This window comes from Microcystis sp. Msp_OC_L_20101000_S702 (assembly GCF_007095705.1).
In the GTDB taxonomy this organism is placed as follows: domain Bacteria; phylum Cyanobacteriota; class Cyanobacteriia; order Cyanobacteriales; family Microcystaceae; genus Microcystis; species Microcystis ichthyoblabe_A.
In genome coordinates, this window is sequence record NZ_SFBO01000018.1 from 1 (window position 1) to 22,952 (window position 22,952).

18 protein-coding genes are annotated in these 22,952 nt (G+C 43.3%); 5 read left to right on the plus strand and 13 right to left on the minus strand.

Annotated elements, in window-relative coordinates:
• Positions 1 to 781 precede the first annotated feature (781 nt).
• On the minus strand, positions 782 to 1,114 hold the full coding sequence (locus tag EWV60_RS01965; RefSeq protein WP_287230538.1) for a hypothetical protein: 333 nt from the start codon (positions 1,112 to 1,114) through the stop codon (positions 782 to 784).
• Between EWV60_RS01965 and EWV60_RS01970 the strand changes: the two genes are divergently transcribed.
• Both EWV60_RS01970 and EWV60_RS01975 read left to right on the plus strand, forming a co-directional pair.
• Positions 1,113 to 1,757, plus strand: coding sequence for a Uma2 family endonuclease (locus EWV60_RS01970; RefSeq protein WP_287230540.1), 645 nt, complete (start codon positions 1,113 to 1,115; stop codon positions 1,755 to 1,757). The genes EWV60_RS01965 and EWV60_RS01970 overlap by 2 nt on opposite strands.
• Positions 1,758 to 2,262: 505 nt before the next feature.
• Positions 2,263 to 2,955: a pirin family protein gene (locus tag EWV60_RS01975; protein WP_016516134.1), complete on the plus strand. Its 693-nt coding sequence runs from the start codon at positions 2,263 to 2,265 to the stop codon at positions 2,953 to 2,955.
• A gap of 130 nt (positions 2,956 to 3,085) precedes the next feature.
• Here EWV60_RS01975 and EWV60_RS01980 read toward each other — a convergent pair whose 3' ends face one another.
• The 5 genes from EWV60_RS01980 to EWV60_RS02000 form a co-directional block, all read right to left on the minus strand.
• Positions 3,086 to 4,105, minus strand: coding sequence for a COP23 domain-containing protein (locus EWV60_RS01980; protein ID WP_287230543.1), 1,020 nt, complete (start codon positions 4,103 to 4,105; stop codon positions 3,086 to 3,088).
• A gap of 409 nt (positions 4,106 to 4,514) precedes the next feature.
• On the minus strand, positions 4,515 to 5,249 hold the full coding sequence (locus EWV60_RS01985) for a GUN4 domain-containing protein (protein WP_125732029.1): 735 nt from the start codon (positions 5,247 to 5,249) through the stop codon (positions 4,515 to 4,517).
• A gap of 936 nt (positions 5,250 to 6,185) precedes the next feature.
• A complete protein-coding gene (locus EWV60_RS01990; RefSeq protein ID WP_287230547.1) occupies positions 6,186 to 8,804 on the minus strand; it encodes a protein kinase domain-containing protein in 2,619 nt (872 codons plus the stop codon).
• 101 nt (positions 8,805 to 8,905) lie between these two features.
• On the minus strand, positions 8,906 to 10,540 hold the full coding sequence (locus tag EWV60_RS01995; RefSeq protein ID WP_287230549.1) for a trypsin-like peptidase domain-containing protein: 1,635 nt from the start codon (positions 10,538 to 10,540) through the stop codon (positions 8,906 to 8,908).
• Positions 10,541 to 10,902: 362 nt separating this feature from the next.
• Positions 10,903 to 11,298, minus strand: a complete 396-nt coding sequence (locus tag EWV60_RS02000; protein WP_149107884.1) for a hypothetical protein — start codon at positions 11,296 to 11,298, stop codon at positions 10,903 to 10,905.
• A gap of 326 nt (positions 11,299 to 11,624) precedes the next feature.
• Between EWV60_RS02000 and EWV60_RS02005 the strand changes: the two genes are divergently transcribed.
• Complete coding sequence (locus EWV60_RS02005; protein WP_149107885.1) at positions 11,625 to 12,923, plus strand: SEFIR domain-containing protein; 1,299 nt, start codon at positions 11,625 to 11,627, stop codon at positions 12,921 to 12,923.
• Positions 12,924 to 13,127: 204 nt separating this feature from the next.
• On the opposite strand, the gene EWV60_RS02010 is transcribed toward EWV60_RS02005, so the two are convergent.
• The 5 genes from EWV60_RS02010 to EWV60_RS02030 all read right to left on the minus strand — a co-directional run bounded on the left by EWV60_RS02010 (position 13,128) and on the right by EWV60_RS02030 (position 16,368).
• Positions 13,128 to 13,370: a hypothetical protein gene (locus EWV60_RS02010; RefSeq protein ID WP_002737723.1), complete on the minus strand. Its 243-nt coding sequence runs from the start codon at positions 13,368 to 13,370 to the stop codon at positions 13,128 to 13,130.
• Positions 13,371 to 13,613: 243 nt separating this feature from the next.
• Complete coding sequence (locus EWV60_RS02015) at positions 13,614 to 14,174, minus strand: hypothetical protein (protein ID WP_016516133.1); 561 nt, start codon at positions 14,172 to 14,174, stop codon at positions 13,614 to 13,616.
• A 38-nt stretch (positions 14,175 to 14,212) separates the two neighbouring features.
• The gene (locus EWV60_RS02020; RefSeq protein ID WP_002755594.1) at positions 14,213 to 15,004 is read right to left on the minus strand and encodes a peptidoglycan recognition protein family protein; all 792 of its coding nucleotides are present in this window, start codon (positions 15,002 to 15,004) and stop codon (positions 14,213 to 14,215) included.
• Between the two features lie 68 nt (positions 15,005 to 15,072).
• Positions 15,073 to 15,495: a hypothetical protein gene (locus tag EWV60_RS02025; RefSeq protein WP_002792669.1), complete on the minus strand. Its 423-nt coding sequence runs from the start codon at positions 15,493 to 15,495 to the stop codon at positions 15,073 to 15,075.
• A gap of 168 nt (positions 15,496 to 15,663) precedes the next feature.
• The gene (locus tag EWV60_RS02030; protein WP_002755590.1) at positions 15,664 to 16,368 is read right to left on the minus strand and encodes a phage tail tip lysozyme; all 705 of its coding nucleotides are present in this window, start codon (positions 16,366 to 16,368) and stop codon (positions 15,664 to 15,666) included.
• Positions 16,369 to 16,893: 525 nt separating this feature from the next.
• On the opposite strand from EWV60_RS02030, the gene EWV60_RS02035 reads away from it, so the two are divergent.
• On the plus strand, positions 16,894 to 17,370 hold the full coding sequence (locus tag EWV60_RS02035) for a hypothetical protein (RefSeq protein WP_002755589.1): 477 nt from the start codon (positions 16,894 to 16,896) through the stop codon (positions 17,368 to 17,370).
• A 63-nt stretch (positions 17,371 to 17,433) separates the two neighbouring features.
• On the opposite strand, the gene crtB is transcribed toward EWV60_RS02035, so the two are convergent.
• Together crtB and pds are read right to left on the minus strand one after the other, a co-directional pair.
• Positions 17,434 to 18,366, minus strand: coding sequence for a 15-cis-phytoene synthase CrtB (gene crtB / locus EWV60_RS02040; protein ID WP_002755588.1), 933 nt, complete (start codon positions 18,364 to 18,366; stop codon positions 17,434 to 17,436).
• A gap of 105 nt (positions 18,367 to 18,471) precedes the next feature.
• Entirely contained in the window at positions 18,472 to 19,902 is a 1,431-nt protein-coding gene (gene pds / locus EWV60_RS02045) for a 15-cis-phytoene desaturase (RefSeq protein ID WP_287230556.1), read from the minus strand.
• 267 nt (positions 19,903 to 20,169) lie between these two features.
• On the opposite strand from pds, the gene EWV60_RS02050 reads away from it, so the two are divergent.
• Entirely contained in the window at positions 20,170 to 22,950 is a 2,781-nt protein-coding gene (locus EWV60_RS02050) for a cation-translocating P-type ATPase (protein ID WP_287230558.1), read from the plus strand.
• Positions 22,951 to 22,952: the final 2 nt, after the last annotated feature.

A 22,952-nucleotide genomic window follows, 5' to 3' on the forward strand; every position in this document is an offset into this window, starting at 1 on the left:
ATGAAGTTTTGTCGGATTAAATAATTGGCTGAGTTGTAAAGATTTTTAGACTGCCAAGATAAATTATCTATCTCAGCCCAAAATCGATGTCCTTTCTTGATAATGTGTCTTTCTGCTACTAACATTATTATCCGTTGTCTTTTAACTCAGCGTCGGGTTTTGAAGGGTTGTCATCCGTTGTGACAATTGTACCAGAAGGCAATTGATAGCCTGTTAAATTCCCTTGTTTCCACCACCTCCAAGCAGTTCGATAACTTATTCCTGTTTTTTTTGCCTAGTCCGATAGTTTTGTCTGTACATATTACCATGAATGACTATATATGACCATATTTGTATTGAAACTTTACAATACTTTAGACGTTCATAATCTGAGGCTCTTCTCGACTTTGTGTGATAAGTTTAACTTATACATTAGCGATCGATCTTTGTGTCCTCTGTGTCTCTGTGGTTCATTCCACTCCCTCGCCCGCAAGACTGTATCTTAGAATACATTTTACCCACCAAACCGGGGAGAGCCAATCTGAGACTTATTAAACTTCTGAAATCCTAGAGTAAGGAAGCAATCCAGTTCTTTTTTATGGCTCTTCGGGACTTGTTATGCGAATAATTATAGTCATTTCAATTAAGATTGAGAATATCAATGTCAGAGTTCATCAGGATCCAACCGGTCTAGAGTGTATTAGACTTATTTGAAATGACTATAAGGCGGGGATTAACGGTGTCTAAAAGATAGCACTTCTAAGGATTGCTTGTAAGATAAAAGCCCCTAACCATCCGGCAATTAAAGGCAATTTACGCGTAAAAATGAGGTAATATGGGCAGAAAGCAGAAAATCGACAAACTGACCGATACTTCCTAAATATCTAGGTTTAAAGCCATTTACCCCGGCATCAACGCTTTCTAATAATTCTACGCTGTAACCTGTTGCTAAAGCCACCAGAGGTTGTGCCGAAGATTGTTCAAATCTAAGGCCGGTATGACCTAAAATATTGAGAAAGGTAATCGCTATGGCAAAGCGTCGTAATCCTGCTAAACGATTAGGTTGATAGGAAACAGTAGAACGTTCTACTGAAGAGCTAAAATAGGGAAGGTTAAATAATTGAGTGGTTGTCATGGTTATTGTTGAAGATGAGTTAAAGAAAATTATCTTTCCCAAAAGTGATTTACTGAGTGATGAACCCCCTATGGAAACAGAGTTACATCTGCGTCAATTGATGCTTTTGATCCAATCACTAGAGTTATTATGGAAAGACCGCCAAGATTTCTATGCTTTTGGTAATCTGACTATTTATTACAGTCCCAATCAACGTAAATCAGAATATTTTAGTGGTCCTGATTTTTTTGTGGTTTTGGGAGTAGCAAGAAAACCGCGTAAAAGTTGGGTAGTGTGGGAAGAAGATGGCAAATATCCCCATGTCATCATCGATATTTTGTCTGATTCAACGGCAGAAACCGATCGAGGTCTCAAGAAAGAAATTTATCAGGAAACTTTCCGGACTCCTAACTATTTCTGGTTTGATCCCACCAGTTTAGAATTTAAGGGGTTTCAGTTGATGGCAGGAAAATACGAAGAAATTGCAGCGAATGAACAGGGTTGGTTATGGAGTCAACAGTTAGAATTATTTTTAGGGGTTCATGACAGCCAATTACGCTTTTTTACCCCTGAAGGTAAACTCGTTCCCACCCCGGAAGAAGTAGCGGAAAAGATGGCTCAAAAATTACAAGATTTAGGGATAGATTGGCGAGATTTGGTTTAAGTTTGACCTGAAATCTTGATCAAGCAAGCTGAACTGCAACTTATGAAGTAACCTGCCCAAATGCTATAGTTAGGGTTTTTTGCCGCAATTATAAGCTGTTGACTATCTAAATAACTCTTTAAGACTGCCAGGGAGAGGGGGAAAGGAAGCAGGGAGAAGAAATTTGAGCATTTGTACTAAATTATTCAATACGCAATTTAATGCAGTACAGCTTAAACAAAAATCGAGCTATATTTGCCAATTCTCGAGATGATACTAAATCCGTTGCGTATAGCCTACTTATGAGAACAGGCAAAAGGGGTAATAAATAATCAGTCTTTAATAACCAGATTTAGTATGATTTGCTCTGCTCTAAGAAGTAACTACATTCTTCCTAAGCTCCCAATAGGAGGCTTTTGGTGCTAAAAAAGCAGCTAAAGTAACTATCTGAATTTTAAGTGCCTACTGCTCATTTTTGGCAAGATTTCATATACTAGGAATATAGAGATAAAAAAGAGGAAAACTGATGATTACTATACGCCAAGCGGAGGAAAGAGGCCACGCTAACTATGGTTGGTTGGATACCTATCATACTTTTTCTTTTGCCCAATATTATGATCCCCAACAGATTAATTTTAGGAGTCTCAGAGTTATTAATGAGGATAAAGTGATTGGGGGAAAAGGATTTCACACCCACGGACACCAGGATATGGAGATTTTAACCTATGTTTTGGCGGGAGAACTAGAACACCAAGACAGTCTAGGCACGGGTTCCGTGATTCGACACGGTGAAATTCAACGGATGAGCGCAGGAACGGGGATAAAACACAGTGAATTTAATCATTCTGCCACTAATCCCCTCCATCTTCTGCAAATTTGGATTATTCCCGACCAAAAAAATCTAGAACCCAGTTATGAACAAAAAGCGATCGAATTTTCTCCCCATACCCTACAATTAATCGCCTCTCCCACCGGTGCGGGTAACGCGGTTAAAGTCGATCAAGACGTTAATCTCTACGCAGGAATTCTGCCCCTAGGCCAGTCCCTGACTCATTCCTTAGCTTCCGGTCGTTATGGCTGGTTACAAGTGGCTAGAGGGCAAATAACCCTAAATGGCGTGCATTTACGAGCGGGGGATGGAGCGGCAATTAGCGAGGAAACTTCTTTGGCTATTCAATCTCTAGAAGACTCGGAAATTTTGCTTTTTGACCTAGGGTAGCCGACTGATTAACGGGGGAAAGGCGGACGCATTTGCTCACACGGGTACAGGGTTATTTGCCCGGACAACGGGCTCACCTTCTCCAATATCAGGTCAATCAGAACCTAGCCGACGGGGACGATTTCATTAACTATTGTTGTAGTGGCGAGCGCATAGTTGAATTTTGAGTTTCTAAAAGAGCGACTAAAGTTTCTAAGGTTTCATCGGGATTTGTTCCCTTGGATAGAGTAATTAAAATACCGTCTCTTTCAGGAGTTCCTTTGACGCACTCCCCGTTGACTTGATCGGTAAAGCAAATAACGGGATTGCCATCAATTTTCCCCGTAGTTAAATAATTGAATTTACTATCTTTGCTGTAGGCCGCTAATCGCTTACTTACCAATTCACAGCGTTTTTGTGGATCATAACCAATCTCTTTAAATTCTTCAGACTCCCAAAGAATGACGGGAAGTTTCTTCTGTTGGTTGAGTTCAATTACTGTTGTGGGTTGATTGTTTTCTTGAATACAGAGAAAGTTAGCTTTCTGCAAATTTTTGGGAAGTTGTTGAGCGGGCGTTGGTTCGGTTATTGGTGTCTTGATCGGGGTTGGTTCTAGGGTAACTACCGGTTTGGGAGTCGGTTCTGCTATCCGGGCAGGTGTGGAAGTTGGCCGTCTGGGAATAGTGCTGGAAGCAACGAGGGTAACAATTGGTTTTGACTGGGGTTTGACAACAGTTTTTTGAACGATAGTTGTCGAAACGACGGGTTTAATTCGAGGTTCTTTCACACTAGACCGACCAGTCTCTCTTGCGATTTGTCTACGACTAGAACGAGTACCGGTCGTTGTTGTAGTTTTTCTAATAATAGTTTGTTGAGCAACAGGAGATTTGACGGGTTTTTGACCACCACCAGCAGACGTGGTATTTTTGGCGATGACCACTCCAGTAGTATCTTCATTATTTTTAGCGATCACAACTCCAGTATCTTCTGATTTATTGCCCTCGATCACGCTCCCACTAGCCTCTGACCGATTTTTCTCGATCACGATTCCATTAAATTCTGATTTATTTCCCTCGATAACATTTTCTGGTTGAGCAAATCCAGTCTGAAAATAGATTAACTCTTGTAATACGGTAAAACCTGCCGCTAATAAAAAACAAGATTTATTCATGATTACTTATTCCTCACTTCAAGTATTTAATTAATATCCGAAAATTTTTATCACTGAATCCCCTATATTTTTCATACAAGATACACAAACAGTATCAACCTAAGCAAATAAAAATTAGATTTTTTTTGATTTATTTGCTTAAATGCCAAACTCAAGACAGATAAAAGTAGCTAAAGCAGCTTAGATACCCTTGAACCCTTAAAGTTTAGTAATATAGTGTTTCTCATTTTTTAGGCTACTGACTATTGTACTCAGACTCGTCTAGGGACAATTTTGTGCCTCGTAATCAAGAAAATTGCTATATCAAGGTTCTCATCTAGCCTACTGCCCCCTGGTATTCATTCACAAAGCGATGATGAACGTTGCCTTAACCATGATTATATCGCTTGCAGCCAGGGGTTGAACCGTTTTACAGTCCACAGATATAAATCATTTGGAATCGATGCTCCCTACCATCTTCCCACTCTAACATCGCGGGTAAATGGCCTCGAGGTGGAGTTGGCGATTTGGTAAAAATTGGTTCTAAGCCAGCAATATATTTAGTTTTACCTTCCAGTTGTTCGTAACGCCATTCCACTTTTACTATATCTTGTCCAGGCAGTCTCCATTGGATTGTTTCATAAAACTTACTGGCATTTTTTCCCACTTCTTCAAAAATGTCTTTCTGAACTTTGAAACCCAGTTGTCCACCACTTTTGCTACTCCAGAGGGCATCGATATCGACAACTTTTTTGCAGAAGGCATCTTTATCTGAACTGAGTTTTTGTCGCCACTCTTCTAAAACAAAGCGCCCTTGCTGCTTGGATTGTGGTCCGACTATTGCTAATAATAATTGAAAGGTGGCCGCATCAGCCTTTCTCCAATCTTGACGGATCAGAGCATCTTCTAATTCCTTATAAAGTTTCGTTTCTTCAGATGCTGGGGTTCCCACGGAAGGAGTAACAGTCGGTGTAGTCATCCCTGGGGTTGGAGTAATGGTCGGTGTAGTCATCCCTGGGGTTGGAGTAACGGTCGGTGTGGTTGTCGTTCCCGTTGGAGGCGGCTCGGCGGCCAACCTTGCTGGAGGTAGAATAATATCTTGAACGAAAAACCCCAAGTTGCTGACCAGTAACCCCATGAGGACAAATTGATAGTTATGTTTCATTATTATGAACTCCTATTTAATCGGCTATTAAGTTCTCTCAGAGAATAAATATTTATTCTCCAAAATTCAAAAATGTTTAGTTGTCTTAACTAACTTAGTATCCCTGATAAGGATTCTAGAATAAATAAAACAAAACTGTCAAGTATTTATGGTTGTTTTTGTGTAAAAAATTATTAACTGATTAGACTAAATTTACTGACAGGGGGACAAGCGAGCTAGAAAACTTGCCAACACAGGCTTCTGGCTTCTCTCGCTAGAAATAGATCTAGCGATTCTAGGCAAAAAGCTAACGAAAGAATTAGGGATAGGAGCGAGCTTACTAGGAATTATTATTAATAAGTGAGAGATGGTGCGGCGAACTTTTTAGAGCTAAAACCATGAAAAGCTTATGATATATGGATTTCAGCCTTCTTGTCCCCCTTTCAGCTAAATTTACTCAGAATCGCAGTTTAGTAATTATCTCCTATAGCTTTAAGCTGTCGGCCGTCAGCATCCCGCACATCAGCCTGTTATTGCTATTCTCGGCTTGTTGCCATTGGCAATATCCTAACCTGAATTGCTAGGGATACAAACAATAGGAAACACAGCCCATCATTCTACATTCCTAAGCAATAGAAACGTTATTTTCTTAATTTTTCTTTTATAATTGTAATTGGGAAAATACGAGAATTTGCTCAAAGTCTCTAGGCTAACTGACAAACAAAGACTATCAAGATTACTCCGAACAGGTAGAGTCTGTCTTTGTTAAATAAATTCATGAATTAAGCTGTACTGAATTTAAACTGCGTATGGGAAACTTTAGTACAAATGCTCAAGCCCAATCTCCCTGCTCCCTGCTCCCTTCTCACAGACAGTCTTAACGAGTAATTTAGATAGTCAACAGCTTACCTTACAGCCATGGTCTTAAGCATCAGCCAAAAACCAGCGAAAACATGGCTAAAGTTGACATCGAGCGCGTACATCAAATCGATGATCCTTGCCGTCGTTCCATTCTAGAATAGCGGGTAAATGGCCTCGAGGCGGATCGGTAAACAGTGGCTCTTTCCCTCGCAGATATGCAACCCTTTTAGTCTGCGGATCGTATTTCCATTCTACTGTAACCTCCCCCTGTGGGTTTCTCCATCGGATAGTCTTATAGAAGAGGTTCACATCTTTTTTGACCCGAGCGAAAAAAATATTATACTGAACCCTGAAGCCGAGGTTGCCGTCACTGGCTCGATGCCAAAGAGCGTCAATTTTTTTAAAATCATCACAGTCAAATTCTTGCCATTCTTCTAGGTTAAATCGTCCTTGCCGCTCCGATTCTGGTCCGGCGATTCTGAGCATGAGTTTATAGGTTAGTTCGTCAGCTTTTTTCCAATCTTTTTGTTCTAGAGATTTTTCCAGTTGCTGATAATAAAATTCTGGCGATTTTGCATAAAGAAACCAACTTCCAGCCATAGCGATCGCTCCTAGGGTCAAGAGTGCTCCCACTCCGATGGTCAGAAACCGCCGGGGGGGACGCGGTATAGGAACTGGGGGTCTTGCTGCCTTGTTAGTAGCTCGCTCGGTCGTGGTAGCTGGAGCAGTGGGGACTAATTCATCGAGAGCCTGCATTGCTTCTGTTGCCGTTTTATAGCGATCTTTAAAGTGGTAACGCACCATCTTGGTGAGAATAGCCTCTAACCCCGCACCGATCCTAACCCTTTGTTGCCAGCTAATTTCCCCCGTTTCGGGATCGTCAGGCAAATTTTTGGGATCGATTCCAGTTAAAGCTTGAATTGCGATCGCACCTAACGCATAAATATCGCTACTCGGGCGGGGTTTGCCGCGAGCTTGTTCTGTTGACATATATCCCGATGTTCCCGGGGAACCGTTGGAATTGACCGACTCAACACTATTCTCGGCAACCCCTGGAAACCTTTTAACCGCACCAAAATCTACTAAAACTAAATGATTGTCCTGCTGTCGCCGAATGAGGTTATCAGGTTTGATATCGAGGTGAATGACTTCTTGACCGTGGATAAATTGTAGGATCGTCAAAACTTCTCGCAATAGAGCGACTATCTCGGTTTCAGTCCAAAAATGATGGGGCGGAAGTTCCTCGGTTAAAGGATGACCAGTTACATATTCTCGAATTAGATAAAAAGCTCCATCTTCCTCAAAATAATCAATAAGTCCGGGTATTTGGTCATGTTCTCCTATTTTTTTGAGCGTATCTGCTTCTTGAGCGAAAAGACGCTGTGCTGTTGGCCCATCGATCGCGCTGTCTGTCGGTTTGAGCAAGCGTTTGACCAAATAACGCCCGCATTCGGGTCGCTCGATATTTTCGGCGATGTAGGTTTGGCGAAAGGGGCTTTCCTTAAGGGTTGTTATCAGTCGATAGGAGCGGTGTATTAAAGGAATTAAAGGGATGGATGCCTGAACTTCTAAGTTAACTTTTGTTTCCCTTAAACCAGACTGTTCGCTACTAACTTTCGTTTCCCTTAAACCAGACTGTGAAGCCAGAGGTTCAGCACTGACTCTCGTTTCCCTTAAACCAGACTGTTCAGCACTAACTCTCGTTTCCCTTAAACCAGACTGTTCACTACTAACTCTCGTTTCCCTTAAACCAGACTGTTCACTACTAACTTTCGTTTCCCTTAAACCAGACTTTTCACTACTAACTCTCGTTTCTCGAATAATCGGAGTCGAAACTGTTGATGGATTCGTTTCTTCAGAAATAGGTGACTGGGAGGGACTGGTCAGCACTGCGAGTGCCTGGATGATTTCCGTAGCACTTTGATAACGGTCTTTAAAATGATAACTAACCATTTTGTTGAGAATGGCCGCTAATCCGTCACTAACATTAGCGTAATCACGCCATAGCAGCTCTCCAGTTTTGTCATCATCGAGTACCTGTAATTTTAACGGATCCATCCCAGTAGCGGCTTGGATAGCGATTATACCCAGAGCGTAGATATCGCTGTTGAAACGGGGTTTGCCTCGCACCTGCTCCGTGGGCATATAGCCTTCTGTTCCAATAGAAATTGTCAGGGGAGAGTGGGAGGTTTGCAAAGATGTACCTGGATTGCGAATTTTCTTAACTGCTCCAAAATCGATCAGTACCAAGCGATCATCTCGATCTCGTCGGATCAGGTTGTTGGGTTTGATATCTCGATGAATGACCTTGTAGCTGTGAACAAACTCTAAAATCGGCAACACATCTTGCAGAAAAGCGATAATTTTGCTTTCCGTCCAACGCACACCGGGAGGTAGTTCTTTATCGAGGGTATGACCTTCGATAAACTCTTGCACCAAGTAAAATTCTTGGTTTTCCTCAAAATAAGCTAATAATCTAGGTATTTGATCGTGTTCTCCTAAGACCTCCAAATTTTCTGCTTCTTCCTTAAACAATCGTCGAGCGGTGGGTAAAAAATCCGGATCGTTGCTGGCTGGTTTTAGGTATTTGACAGCACATTGAGGATGACCGGGACGATGCAGGTCTTCTACAATGTAGGTTTTGGCTAATCCCCCTTCTCCTAAAGCACGGAGAACCTTATAGTGTCCAGCCAGGAGTTGATTTAACTCTAACATCGCTCAATTCGTTTAACCCGTTGCTCTAATGATGGCACAGATTCCGGCTCGTAATGTATTTTTGACAACCAGCCTTCAGATAAGAGATCAAGAGATGATCGTTATTGTCCCATTCTGGTTTCTCTGACCGCCGCCTGACTACCAGACTGGTTGAAATAAGTCAAAATTACCCATTCTTGAGGATTTTTACCGATCTTGATCTGATCGCCATCCTTCAAGGGATAGTCATTAAGGGTGCCGACACGCTCATCTTCAACCCACAGACCATTGCGACTGGGAACGGTCTCATCACCATCGTGAATCCGATAATCATCCCCTTGTTTGCGCAAGATGGCGTGATGTCGGGATATGACTTCCCAACCAGCAGGGACTTTAAAGTCTGACCAGTCCGGATCTCGTCCCAAGCGATGCTCCTCTTTACTGAGGGGAAAACGACGTAGTTGTCCCTGACATTCTAGTTCTATCCAGATCTGGTTTCCCGCTCCATTATCCATAGCTTGGGCTTGCTGGGAGTTCCCACCCATCTCCGGGATCGCTGGGGAACCACTGGGAGTCTTGCGGACTGGGGCTTTGGGGCGAAGCAAAAAGTAGGCGGCAAGTCCGGCGGCACCGGCAATTAAAGCTAGTAATAACTGATAAAATGGGTCGCTCAAAGGCTTCAAATATCGATCGCCCTCGATCTGGGCTATCTCTTTCAGGAGACGATTAACTTCCGAGTGATCATTATAGATTTCTTGGGCTTTTTTAAATTTTTCTCTTGCCCCCTCGATGTTGCCCTTCCAGTAAAGCTCTAGACCATCTAGATACAGTTGATCCGTCGGTCCGGATTCGTTCGTTGTACCAGCTTGTTTGATAGTTTCCTGAATGAGACTAGCGGGTATGGCGAAAACTATATTATTAGAGTTAGACTCGGGATCTTTGGGGGCTAACATCCCGATCACTTCACCTTTGCTATTAATCACCGGGCTGCCGGCAGTTCCTTCTCCCGCTTCAATACCATCCACTTGAAGGACAGGATTACCCTGTTGGCGGAGTTTATAGGGGTTAGAAATGCTGCCCTCATCGGCGGAGGCTTCGTAGAAGGATTCCTCGGTCAGGGCTTGATCAACCTGGAGCTTGAAATCGGCGTCAGTGGGAAATCCAAGGGTTATGACGGAATCTTGGGTTTGAACTTTCTTGGAATCTCCCAGCCGCAGGGTCGGTACATCATTAGCCGGTATCTTGATGAGAGTAACATCGGAGGATTCACTCGACTTTTTAATCGCGAATAAAGGGGGTTCAACCTTGGCATTTGGTAGAATAACTCTTGCTGGTACGTAGTAAATTCTGTCCTCCCATTCAACATTTTTAAGCTCTCGATCGGGTTTGCGAACACCGTTGTGTTCAAGTTTCTTGAGAATATTCCTTTTAATAGCCTCCTTGCAACTCTCTTCACTGCCTATACTGAGTTGAGGGGATGCACTGGTAACAATATAGCCATTAGAATTGATGAAAAAACCCGTTCCTCTAAAACTGCTATCAATGGGGAATGGTTTTGGATCGTTTTTATCTCCATAGGGATGCCACACCGCATCTGACCCACAAATGCCCAGAATCCGAACGACCGCAGGTTTGGTTTTCCAGACTAACTGTTGTTTTTGGTTGGGAGGAGTGACTTGTTGAACCGACGAGCAGGACTGAAATAGAGCTAAAGCGGGCGCAAGAATTAAGGCAGTTATAGTTAAATTACGTTTCATATCCAATCCCTCTTAATAATTTTTAAAGTCAATTGCAGCGAAATGTAAAGATTCGCTCTGGGTGGATAAATTCCTGTGGAATAGATCCCCTACACGATAATTATATCAATGGCATCAAAGACGATTCCTGAAGATTTGCTTAATTATACGGATTGACATTTTTACCATTAACGTCTGGTTCTTCGGTTTGTGTTATGCAATGGACAGGGGTTATAAGGAATGGAACCTTTATTTAGAAAGACATTTGGCGATTTTTGTCAATTGCTTTTGATCTAGAGCGAACTAATCAATTAAGTCTCTTGCCAGATAAAGATTTAGTCAATTTATGTCCCCCTATCGAACCATACAAAGTAACGAAGAACCTAACGTTTTAACATCCAGACAAGCCAGAAGATGACACCGTTCATGCCACCGTAAAAAACCAGCAGCGTCTGAGAAAGGACGCTTCTTAACCAAGAATTGATCTGACTGGCTTCGCTGGATATATTCATAGAAAAATCGACTAATTCTGGGGGGGTTTGGCGAACTTCATCGTATTTTTTCCGAAAAAGTCGCTCTAATCTCAAAAAATAAGCATCAAGAAGCCAAAACATCACGATCGGATAGACCAGAACGATATAATATCCATTGTTGGTGGTAGTTAGAGTCAATAAAGCCGTCACAACAGTAATGCACCACCCCTTGAGGGTACTAGAATTACTGGCCATTCGATCGATAACATTTTGAATAAATTCCAAATGCTTCAGTTTAGCTTCCATTCTCACAACTCCTCAAGATTCTTAAATTTCAAAGATAAACAAAGATAAATTTAGATTAGCGCAATCTAGTGGGACTTAGACAAAAAACAAATCGATAAAAGCATCAACTCCGATCCCCGCTTGGGATTTACTTCGAGAAGCCCACAATCGCTGAAACCCAGATAGATCAAGGAAAATCATAAATCGAGGTTAACCCTTTGTCCCGTAATGGTTTGAGCCTTTTTTGCTGACCGAAAACGCCGAAGTCCCACTAGAGAATTTACCCGATATCTAGTTCTTGGCTATACTGGAGGGCATGACTCCCATCCCTTAATCATCACTCGTCTATGTCTAATGGTGCCGCTCAACCGCCAAAGGTTTTTATTAGTTATAGTTGGGACTCGGAAGCCCATCAAAACCGCGTGCTTGACCTAGCGAATCGTCTTCGCCGCGATGGTATTGACTGCAATATTGACCTATACGAGACATCGCCACAGGTGGGATGGCCTCGCTGGATGTCCCACCAAATTAACAAGGCTCAATTTGTTCTGGTTGTCTGTACCGAAACGTACCAGAAACGCTTTACAGGTCAGGAAGAACTGGGCAAAGGCAAGGGGGTTAATTGGGAAGGAACAATTATTAACCAATATCTCTACGATCAAATCGACAACAATAAATTTATTCCCGTTATATTTGCCCCTCAAGATGCTCCCTATATTCCCGTTGAACTTCGTCGGATAACTTTTCATGTTCTAGATGAGCAAGGATATGAAAGACTCTACCGTCAACTCACCGCTCAACCTCTCAATAAAAAACCTGAAATAGGCAGTATACGCCTGCTGCCTCCCCTTGAGGAAAAGCTAGTTCAGACAATTCCCATCGAAGGTCGAGATAGGCAAGAAAATGCTGATTTAGCCTCGGATCGGCAGCGTCGGTTGAACGAGCTTTACAATGATGTACGGCGAAAATATTATAAAAGTAGGGATTGGTCGGCAGTTATTAACATCTTTGGGCAAATGCAGCCCGATTTTTTCGATCCCGATGGGTTGTATCGTCAAGCCAGGGAAGAACTCCGTAAGCAACAAAAAGACAAAGAGCAGCTGAGAAAACAACAAGAACAAAAAATCCAAGAAATTAAAAATCTTTATCAAATAGGCAATGATTATTTCCAAAATAACAAATGGTATGAAGCCCAACAGTGTTTCGGGGAGATTTTACACCGAGAACCAAACGGATATCGAGAGACCGTCAGACGGTTAGAACAAATACAACAAAAACAACAGGAGGCCAGATGGATAGCTTTGGCAGTAATAGTCTTCTGTTGGCTGATAACGATCCCCCTAGACAATCTATCGGGAGGGGGAACTCCTCTGACTGGTGCGATTGGCGGTGGTTCAAGCGGCGTCATAATCTGGTGGCTATCACAGCAGCGACAATCTACTGGGGAAAATCGGAGAGTTCAATTCTTGTTATTCTGTTTCGTCGGTCTGATCTTGGGGGGAATTTTAAAAGCCTTGCTACAAGCACTAACTCAAGATATGTCCCTATTCAACGGACTCGATCCGATCTTAACTGCTTGCGCGGGTGCGATGATCGCTATAGGTTTACTGTTCTGGCAATATCCCGTCCCCAAACAACACCTATAGCTTATCTTTCCTGCTAGAACAGGGTTTTTTCTGTTCTGACGCTATCGCCGCACAGTCTAAGCAATTAAGTGTTTCCGAAGTGCTGGGGGACTATATTTAAACCTTAGAAGAGCCGTCCTAAAAGGACGGGGAACCTTAAACCGAAATTTTCGGCAAATCCGATCGTGGCCGCCGAAGGGAATTTCATTATTCTCTGGCCGACTTTTAGCCATCAATACTGTCCACCACGCTGAGAAAATCGTTATGGATTAGCTCGGCGATAAAATTCTCTGGATCGGTGATAGGAACAGTAACGCCTTGGCTGGCCACCATCTGTGCAGCCATCCGAGTCATGAATTCCTGTCTTGTTTCCGTCATTCTCCCCTGACATTGTTGTAATTTTTCCACCAATTCCAGTGGGGAATCGGCCACCAGTTTATCTCCCTCGCGGGTGACATAAATTGTCATCTTTCCTACCTCCTAAATGATTGGGAACGAGAATTCGGCACTACTAAACCACTTCTGGAGTTGCTGATTTGAGATATGAATCTTCTTTTCTAGTATTTTTAAAACCTAGAGCCAAACTAACTTTTGCACGGGAACCTGCACAGTTGGCATTCATACCTTGATTCAGCAACGCCGATTTTTCATGGAGTAGTCTCCTTGTCGTCAGCTTGAAATTGAGGGGGGTTAGTACCCCCTTACAGAAATTCAATCAGATAGAAAACCCTGAAACTCCACCACCGCATTGCGTTTCAACCAAGGATTAATTTCCTTTCGTTTTACAGGTCCGTGATGGTTGACGGTAAACCGCAGAAGTCTGGCGCAATACTCGATAGCGAATTTGTGGTTGCTTTTCGAGACTTTGATAAACGTCTCGCAATCCGTCTTGCCAGAAGTATCTTTGAGCAACTTTTTCAAGCTAGGGTCAAAATCCATCGAATCGCCTGAGCATTGAAAAATTCCAGCTTCTTCCGAGCAAGGGGTGTTGGAGTCAGGATTCGTCGTGTCCCTTCCTTCGTTCCAGTTCCATGAACTCTCGAAGCCGCCAAGCACCCTCAGTACCTCCAGCATGACTGCCTTGCGGTGTAGGACACCTTGCCAAGGTCCGAGTTCTGGTTTGACGTTGGAGTAAATGTCGTGTTTATCATTCGGCGTGAAGATATCATCTGGAGCTTGCTTGGCCCAATCGATCAATTCATTCAGAAACGAATCAGGGGGTACTCCACGATTGAAGACTTGTTGTTTACAGGCGATAAATTTTCTAGTCATAAGTACCTCGATAGAATTAATTACACATCAAATTAAGCCTATAAACCTAAAGCTTTGCGAGTACGAGGTCCAACAATACCATCAGCAGTTAGTCCAACAGAACGTTGAAAAGCAATAACAGCTTGCTTGGTATTTTCTCCAAAATCTCCATCTATTGCCCCCGGAGAAAAGCTTTTATCTGTTAGTTTTTGTTGAAGTTCAATAACATCTTGACCAATTGAACCTAGTTTAAGTAAGGGTTCATCTTCTTCAACTGTGCTACCTAATTTATTAGCAACTTCCTGTCGTAAACGAGGTAATTGACTAAATAACCAATCCCCCGGACAATCAGTATTACTAAACTCTCGATGTCCTCGAATATTCTTGGGGCTAATGTTGCAAGAGCTAGATAAAGAAACGCATAATTCTACTAGACTATCCCACTGTTTTTGTCCCATGTGAAAAGTCATGAAGTTGCCTTCATTTTCAATTCCAGGACACTTATTACCGCCAGCAAGTCGGTTTCCGTCTTGGCGAGCATGGGCAGATTGAACGCACATTCCTTGTTTGACTGCATCAAGAGTTCCATGTCTTCCTTCTAGAAGAATTCCTCCAGTTGTATTCAGAAAATTATGTCCAGAATCACTCCAGCCTCTACTATCCATGTGAAATTTTTGAATATCACGAGCTAATTGTTTAGCTCCATCTATTGTTCCCTTTGAGGAATCGTTAGGGGGATTCTGATTATCGGTATGGTGAATCACGATAAATTTAGGCACTGTTTTATCAAAGGGACCGGCTGGTCTTGATCCCCATTCATTAGTTGTAATCACTTTGGCAGTAAAAGGCATTTTTTTGTTCTCCTTAGTTAGAGTAAGTTAAAATTAGAATAGTTTAGAGGATTGAAAAATAAACCTGTTTATGCTCCTCCACAACTATGCTGAGAATCTGGGAGCGTGAATGTTTTTTTGGTTCTGAGGTTAGTTACGGTATAAACTTTTCCTCGATTGTCACCAGGAGGGCAGTTTTTCGGAATTGAAATTAAACACAATTTTACTGGATCTCTGGGCTTGGAAGATTCGGCTTCAGGAACCGTGTCATAAGAAACCAGATAGATTCCGTTAGTAAATTCAATTGATGTTCCCGAACCCAAGATCGGTTTCTTGGTAACTGCATCTTGTAATCTAGTCATTACCTTAGAAACAAAAGTGTTGCTACACTGTCCTACTTTAGTAGGTGGAGGTGCAGCTTGTGATTTGAGGGAAAAGGTCGGAACACTCAAAAAAATGAGAATTGCCGTTAAAGGGAATGTTGATTTCACATCAGGGAACGTTAATTTCATATTATGGTAATAGTCTGACTTTTCGCTTATCAGGAGATGATTATAATAACTTTGTTAGAACTAGAGTTAATTTCTTAGTAAACTACACACTATTATTTCCCTCTCCTATAGTTTTGTCAGCAGAGCAAATCTAGAGAACTTCAAAAACCGAGCATCGCTTACTGATGACTATGTGAGTTCCTTTAAGATTTGTTTTGCGAACTTTTCGCGATTTCCCGCAATTCCGAATCGCTCATACTCTTTCATTCCTTGCATTGCTTGTGCTAGAGTTATGGCAGAACGTAAAATCTGTCCAGCTTTTTTTTCTGTAGTATTTAATTCCTGAACGAAAAGATCGACTTGATTGTGAATGTCAGTAGCCACACTATTCGTGAATGCAGGTACAAGTTTCCGTCGGTCAAAACTCCATTGAGCTAATCCTAATCCCTTTGGTGGCGGGCCTTCCTCTGCGCGTGGATTAAACGAAGATTCTTGCTGCCAGCACCCTAAAATTGCTGCACATTGTACAGGAGAAAATCCATGACTTATCAGTTCATTGTGAATTATCCCTTTATTTCCTGAAAATGGTGAATTCCCCTGACCTGTGCCACCACTGGGGCGAGGGATAATATCTATTTCTGATAGTGGCACTTTCAAGAGTGCCGCCCAGGTATTTCGACCCACTATACCATCCTGTGTGAGAGAGTGTTTCCCTTGAAAACGCTTAACGGCTTCGTCAGTTTTCGGTCCGAACTTTCCATCTATTGATTCGTTTGCCGCTAAAGTTCCCCAATCTTTTAGGGTTTGTTGCAGCCGTTTGACTTCGTTAACGACTTCCGGTTTAGTATCGAAAATTCCATCATTGAGTTTGAGAATGATATGTTGATGTGTCATGAGAAATAAACTCCTTAAGAAAAGATTATTGAAAATTAGTATTGGGAGGAGGCGTTGCCGATTTTAACTATGAATTGTCCTCTAGGCAATTTTTAAAACCTCGGACTAAGCTAACTTGTGGATATGTGCCAAATTATAGCGTTTCCTGTTTGCAAGAGGTACATTATAGATGTTGAAAAGCTTACCCAGCAAAGGTTTAGCTGTGCCACACAGGTGTGAGAACCGCTATAGCGTTCTTCTGGAACTTTCGGAAATCCCTGACCGAATCTAGATTCTGAAACTCTTGCTTGACAAGTGATCGCTAACTTTTTTTCTAATAAAAACTCAAATTTCGGGTTTCTGTTAGTTAGCGATAGCTTGAAGGCTTACCCCATAAGAGAGCTAGAGTTTAGAGACTGTAAGACTTCAACGCCATTATTATTATCGCCAAAATAAAAGGATAAATTTGTCAATCTTTGTAACGAAAAATCAAGAAAAACTGTTCTCACCGTATCGCCCTGAACCTTTGCGGAGAAATTTGTTACAATGAATACAAGGGGACTCCCTGCGCCAGATCCCATCCCTAGTAAAAAATTGACCAGGTGGGGAGCGGAAGCGAATAGTTCCGAGAGGATAGGCATTTGTCAGAGTTTCCCGCTTCCTTTAGTTTTAGGGGGAAAAGCCATGAAATCTGCCACATTATTATCGCCCGATCGACCGCTGCCAGAATTTCTCCGGTCAGCTATCCAAGACCGCTTTCCGGGGAAAGCGATCGATGATCTCAGCATCCGCTACTATGAAAGCGTCGAGGATGTGGGGTGCGAGTATTTTAACGATCGGGTATTGCCAGCCTGTAGCGATGAGCCTATTGTCCGCTATCTCGGCCCATTTATATCCTACGTCCGTCTAGGAGAAGCCCTGGTTTTGGATCGGCAAGATGGCCTTGTGGTTTACGAAACCGATCGAGATGTTCCCTGCACGGAAACCGGACCTTTCTGGTTGGTGACTCCTAAATCGCTCTGAAAAAGCAAACCCTAGTTAAGACTCGATGGGTGGAGTCGCCAAGCGACAAAACCCGTCGCATCTTTATAAGGCTTGCGATCGCAACCAAGCCACGGGTAAATAGAGCATTTTCTTGGCTAAAGGCACGAAGGCACGACGGGCGAAGACATCGTAATTATTTGCTTCAATTACGTCTAAAATGCCTTGATAAAGCAGTAAAGCCGCCCAAACCGGCCAACGGGAATCGGGATTAAGGGCGCGAATCCCCCTTTCGGCGGAATCGTAGTAATAACGGGCCCGCTCAATTTGGAAGCGCATTAACCCCTTCCAACGGTCATCATTAACCCCTTTGAGTAAATCATCTTCGCTGTAGTTAAAACGCTCTAAATCCTCTAAAGGTAGATAAATCCGCCCACGATGGACATCTTCCCCCACATCCCGCAAAATATTGGTTAATTGATTGGCAATACCGAGATCGATCGCTTCTTCTTGGGGAATATAAACGCTTTGATTGCGTCGCCAAGGGGCCGAGCGATCGCCATCTTCCAATCCTAACACCGCGCTGGACATTAACCCCACCGTTCCCGCCACCCGATAGCAGTACAGTTTTAGTTCATCAAAGGTTTGATAACGACTGCGATAGAGATCCATCTGTTGCCCGGCGATCATATCCCGAAAGGGTTGGATATCCATGGGGAACTTTTCTAGAGTATCCACGAGAGCGACATCGGCATCCTCAAGGGCAACCCCAGAAAAGACGGTTTCTAGCTGTTTTTCCCATAAATCGAGGGTTTCAGGGGTAGTTAACCGGGCTTGGGGTCCATCGACCAGTTCATCGGTACGACGACACCAGACATAAATTGCCCAGATCGCTTGACGTTTTGCTTTCGGCATCAGGAGAGTACCGAGATAAAACGTTTTGGAATACTTCTCTGTAATCCGGCGACAGAGTTCGTAGGACTCCGCAAGGGAGACGAGGGGTTTGGTGGGGTGGGTCGGTTTTGGCAATTGGAGCATTCTGCTGGGGCGGAATGATTGACTTAGATTAACGGCGAACTGTGGCTAATGATATAGCATTGTCTCACTCAAGGCCATTTTCGTCATTAGTCCCTAGCCAGAGAATTAACGAGCGCTGGACACTGGTGTGGATTGGGTTTTATTCGGGTTTAGCGGTGCTGCGGGGTGATCTTTGCTGATCACTGCTGCCGCTAATTTCCCCGATAAAACCGCTCCTTCCATGCTTCCTAAATATTTTTGCATGGTATAGTCACCGGCGAGATAAAAATTCTCGATCGGAGTTTTCTGAGAAGGTCGATAAGCTTGTCGGCCAGGGGTGGCTTTATAAACCGATCGGGGAGTTTTCACCAGATGATATTTTAACAATTGACTGGGATTATCGCCAGTAAAATGTTGGGGAAAGAGTTTTTCTAATTCTTTCATCGTGGCGGCGATAATTTCTTCATCGGATTTGCTAATCCAATCCTGAGCGGGAGCGAGAACTAATTCTAACATCGAGCGATCGGGGTTGGCGTATTCTTTACAGGTGTTGCTCATGTCAGCATAAACACTGAGTAAAGGTGAACGGGAGAATAATAAATGATCGATGTCGGTTAGTTTGCGATCAAACCAGAGGTGTAAATTAATGACGGGAACCCCTTCTAATCCTTCTAATTTTTGAAAGAATTTATCTTCTTGCCAAGGTTTAGGCAGTAAAACTTTTAAAGGATCTACAGGCATCGCAGACACATAAAGATCGGCTTGAAAAAGATAATCTTCCCCACCATCTAAACCGCGCATTAAGAAGGCTTTAACTGTACCATCTTCATTTAAGAGAATCTCCTTTAAAGGAGCATTTAAGCGCACTTCGCCACCTCTAGCGGTGATGTAATCAACTAAAGGTTGGCAGAGTCTTTCCGTGGGTGAACCATCGAGAAAGGCCATTTTTGAGCCGTTTTTCTCCTGTAAAAATCGGTTTAATGCCGTTAGTAGAATCGTGGCGGAAATTTCGTTAGGATCGATAAAGTTTAGGGCTTTCGACATAGCGATAAACACTTCTTTTTCTACCCTAGGAGGGATGTTTTGTTTCTCTAGCCATTCTGACCAAGAATATTTATCCATCTCCTCAACGTAACTTTGTCCTTTAACAATGGCAGGGAGTAAACCGAGTCCAAATTTAATTTTTTCCTCCCAAGTTAACATATCATTATTGCGAAGAATGGCAACAATACCGTTAATTGGGGCGGGAATATCAGGGAAGTCAAACCGCGAATAGGTCCCTGGTTTTTCCGGCTGATTGAAGATCATCGAGTGTTCTTTCCACTGTAAACGATCTTCTATGCCTAATTCTTGGAATAATTGCAGCATATTGGGATAAGCGCCAAAGAAGATATGTAAACCGGTTTCGTACCAGTCACCATCGGCATCTTTCCAAGCGGCAATTTTTCCCCCTAATACATCGCGACGTTCCAGTACGATGGGCGTATGTCCCGCATCGACAAGGTATTTCGCACAAGATAATCCGGCTAGTCCCGCACCAGCGATCGCAACTCGCATCGTTTCCTATCTACTCTCTAATGTCTTGTCTTTATCACATTCGCTATTATACTTCACATTTCGTTACATTTTTTTTCAGATTATCGAGAAGGCAGGGGGCAGGAGGCGGCTTTGTTCTCCCCACACCCCACTTCCTTGATAACTGCTGACTGCTTACTGGTCACTGATAACTGGTCACTGATAACTGATAACTGATATTGTGATATGTAATTAGCTTAATTCGCTTACCTTTTTAGTTTACGCGTACACCCTCTTCAATCGATCGCTATGACTTTTCCCACTACGTCACCTCAAGTCTCGGAGATAGAGAACAATCGTGCTTGGCATAATTTAACTGGCGAACAAACCCTAGAAATCCTGAGAACCAATGGGGAAACTGGCTTAAACGAGGCGGAAATTGTTAAAAGAAAGGATATTTTCGGGTTAAATGAACTAAAAGAAACGGGAGGACGCAGCCCGTTAATGATTCTCTGGGAACAGTTTACTAACATTATGTTAGTGATGCTGATTGCCGTGGCGGTGGTTTCGGCGGTTTTAGACCTGAAAAAAGCGGAATTTCCCAAAGATGCGATCGCTATTTTTACGATTGTTATTTTAAACGGTATTTTAGGATATTTACAGGAAAGTCGGGCAGAAAAGGCTTTAGCCGCCCTTAAGCAGTTATCCTCGCCGAAAGTCCGGGTTATCCGTAATGGTAGCACCTTTGAAGTGGCGGCTAAGGAACTTGTACCCGGGGATATCATGTTACTGGAAGCGGGGGTACAAATTGCCGCCGATGGCAGATTATTAGAAGCACAAAACCTGCAAATTCGCGAAGCTGCCCTCACGGGGGAAGCGGAATCGGTGAATAAACAAGCACAGAAGGTTTTACCGGAAGATGCCTCTTTAGGCGATCGCATTAACCTCGTCTATCAGGGTACAGAAGTAGTACAAGGACGGGGGAAAGTGGCGATTACCAAGACGGGAATGGATACGGAAATCGGGAAAATCGCCGCTTTGTTGCAAGGAGTAGAAAGTGAACCAACTCCCCTACAGCAGCGAATGTCGCAGTTAGGTAACGTTTTAGTGAGTAGTTCCCTAGCTTTAGTGGCTGTAGTCGTGCTTGGCGGTGTAATTCGCTTTGGTTGGCAGTTTTTTGAATCATTCCTCGAAACTTCCCTCAGTATGGCTGTGGCCGTTGTACCCGAAGGTTTACCGGCAGTGGTGACGGTGACTTTGGCAATTGGAACCCAAAGAATGGTGAGAAGACAAGCTTTAATCCGTAAATTGCCGGCAGTGGAAACCTTAGGCTCGGTAACGACGATTTGCTCCGATAAAACCGGAACTTTAACTCAAAATAAAATGGTGGTGCAGAAAGTTAATACTTCCCACCATGTCATTACTGTCACAGGGGAAGGTTACGCGCCCATCGGTGAGTTTAATGGTGTTAGTGAAAGTGATCCCGAACTACAGGCAATTTTAACGGCTTGTGTGCTGTGTAATGATGCACTTTTGCAAAATAAAGCGCAAGAATGGTCAATTTTAGGCGATCCCACCGAAGGAGCTTTACTGACGTTAGCGGGGAAAGGAGGACTATATCGGGAAGCATTGGCACCAAAAAGCCCTCGTTTAGGCGAATTTCCCTTTTCTTCCGAACGAAAGAGAATGTCAGTAATCTGTGAGAATGCTCAGTTAGGTTTGGGGGATTCTGCCTATTTAATGTTTACCAAAGGCTCGCCGGAATTAATTCTCGAACGTTGTTCTCTAATCCAAGTTGGGGCGGAAAGTCAACCCTTAACAGATGAACAAAGAAGCCGTATTTTGGCACAAAATGACGAAATGGCGAGTAATGGCCTACGAGTCTTAGGTTTTTCCTATAAACCGATGACAGAAGTGCCAGAAGCGGAAAGAGAAGATAGTGAGGAACAATCCCTGGTTTGGTTGGGATTGGTGGGAATGCTCGATGCACCCCGCAAAGAAGTTAAAGAAGCGGTTGCTCTCTGTCGTCAAGCGGGAATTCGTCCGATTATGATTACCGGAGATCACCAATTAACGGCCAAGGCGATCGCCATTGAATTAGGCATTGCTGCCCCCGGGGAGCGAGTAATCACGGGTAAAGAATTAGAAAAAATGTCTCAGAATGACCTAGAGGGAGAGGTAGATGGTGTTAGCGTCTATGCTCGCGTTTCTCCCGAACATAAGCTGAGAATCGTCCAAGCCCTGCAAAAACGGGGCAAATTCGTCGCCATGACGGGGGATGGAGTCAATGATGCTCCGGCACTAAAACAAGCGGATATCGGCATCGCCATGGGCATTACCGGAACCGATGTCAGCAAAGAAGCCAGCGATATGATTTTGCTAGATGATAATTTTGCCACCATCGTCGCTGCCACCGAAGAGGGGCGCGTGGTTTACAGTAACATTCGGCGCTTTATTAAATACATTCTCGGCAGTAATATTGGCGAGGTTTTAACCATTGCAGCGGCTCCGCTGCTCGGTTTAGGCGGTGTACCCCTTTCTCCCTTGCAAATCCTCTGGATGAACCTTGTCACCGACGGTTTACCGGCTCTTGCTCTGGCAATGGAACCCGCCGAACCTAATGTGATGAAACGTCCACCTTTTAGCCCCCGGGAAAGCATTTTCGCTCGCGGGTTGGGTTGGTATATGATTCGCATCGGCATCGTCTTTGCCATTCTCACCATTATTATGATGTACTGGGCTTACCAATATACTCAGGCAACCCCCGAAATCGGAGATCCCGGACGCTGGAAAACCATGGTATTTACTACCCTCTGTTTAGCACAAATGGGTCACGCTTTAGCGGTGCGTTCCCATACCCAGTTAGCTGTGCAAATGAATCCCTTCTCTAATCCTTACATTATCGCCGCCGTGGGCTTGACAACGATCCTACAATTGTTGTTAATTTATGCTCCTCCTCTACAAAGCTTCTTCGGCACTCAATGGATTAGTGGCACGGAATTATTAATCTGTTTTGGATTTAGTGCCTTAATGTTTGTTTGGATCGAGTTGGAGAAGTTATTTATTCGCTGGTTCATGACGAAAAAATAAAT

Excerpts from the sequence above, each read along its gene's own strand:
- EWV60_RS01970 (WP_287230540.1), top strand. The coding sequence starts at position 1,113 with ATGGTTATTGTTGAAGATGAGTTAAAGAAAATTATCTTTCCCAAAAGT.
- EWV60_RS01965 (WP_287230538.1), bottom strand. The coding sequence starts at position 1,114 with ATGACAACCACTCAATTATTTAACCTTCCCTATTTTAGCTCTTCAGTA.
- EWV60_RS01975 (WP_016516134.1), top strand. The coding sequence starts at position 2,263 with ATGATTACTATACGCCAAGCGGAGGAAAGAGGCCACGCTAACTATGGT.
- EWV60_RS01980 (WP_287230543.1), bottom strand. The coding sequence starts at position 4,105 with ATGAATAAATCTTGTTTTTTATTAGCGGCAGGTTTTACCGTATTACAA.
- EWV60_RS01985 (WP_125732029.1), bottom strand. The coding sequence starts at position 5,249 with ATGAAACATAACTATCAATTTGTCCTCATGGGGTTACTGGTCAGCAAC.
- EWV60_RS01990 (WP_287230547.1), bottom strand. The coding sequence starts at position 8,804 with ATGTTAGAGTTAAATCAACTCCTGGCTGGACACTATAAGGTTCTCCGT.
- EWV60_RS01995 (WP_287230549.1), bottom strand. The coding sequence starts at position 10,540 with ATGAAACGTAATTTAACTATAACTGCCTTAATTCTTGCGCCCGCTTTA.
- EWV60_RS02000 (WP_149107884.1), bottom strand. The coding sequence starts at position 11,298 with ATGGAAGCTAAACTGAAGCATTTGGAATTTATTCAAAATGTTATCGAT.
- EWV60_RS02005 (WP_149107885.1), top strand. The coding sequence starts at position 11,625 with ATGTCTAATGGTGCCGCTCAACCGCCAAAGGTTTTTATTAGTTATAGT.
- EWV60_RS02010 (WP_002737723.1), bottom strand. The coding sequence starts at position 13,370 with ATGACAATTTATGTCACCCGCGAGGGAGATAAACTGGTGGCCGATTCC.
- EWV60_RS02015 (WP_016516133.1), bottom strand. The coding sequence starts at position 14,174 with ATGACTAGAAAATTTATCGCCTGTAAACAACAAGTCTTCAATCGTGGA.
- EWV60_RS02020 (WP_002755594.1), bottom strand. The coding sequence starts at position 15,004 with ATGCCTTTTACTGCCAAAGTGATTACAACTAATGAATGGGGATCAAGA.
- EWV60_RS02025 (WP_002792669.1), bottom strand. The coding sequence starts at position 15,495 with ATGAAATTAACGTTCCCTGATGTGAAATCAACATTCCCTTTAACGGCA.
- EWV60_RS02030 (WP_002755590.1), bottom strand. The coding sequence starts at position 16,368 with ATGACACATCAACATATCATTCTCAAACTCAATGATGGAATTTTCGAT.
- EWV60_RS02035 (WP_002755589.1), top strand. The coding sequence starts at position 16,894 with ATGAATACAAGGGGACTCCCTGCGCCAGATCCCATCCCTAGTAAAAAA.
- crtB (WP_002755588.1), bottom strand. The coding sequence starts at position 18,366 with ATGCTCCAATTGCCAAAACCGACCCACCCCACCAAACCCCTCGTCTCC.
- pds (WP_287230556.1), bottom strand. The coding sequence starts at position 19,902 with ATGCGAGTTGCGATCGCTGGTGCGGGACTAGCCGGATTATCTTGTGCG.
- EWV60_RS02050 (WP_287230558.1), top strand. The coding sequence starts at position 20,170 with ATGACTTTTCCCACTACGTCACCTCAAGTCTCGGAGATAGAGAACAAT.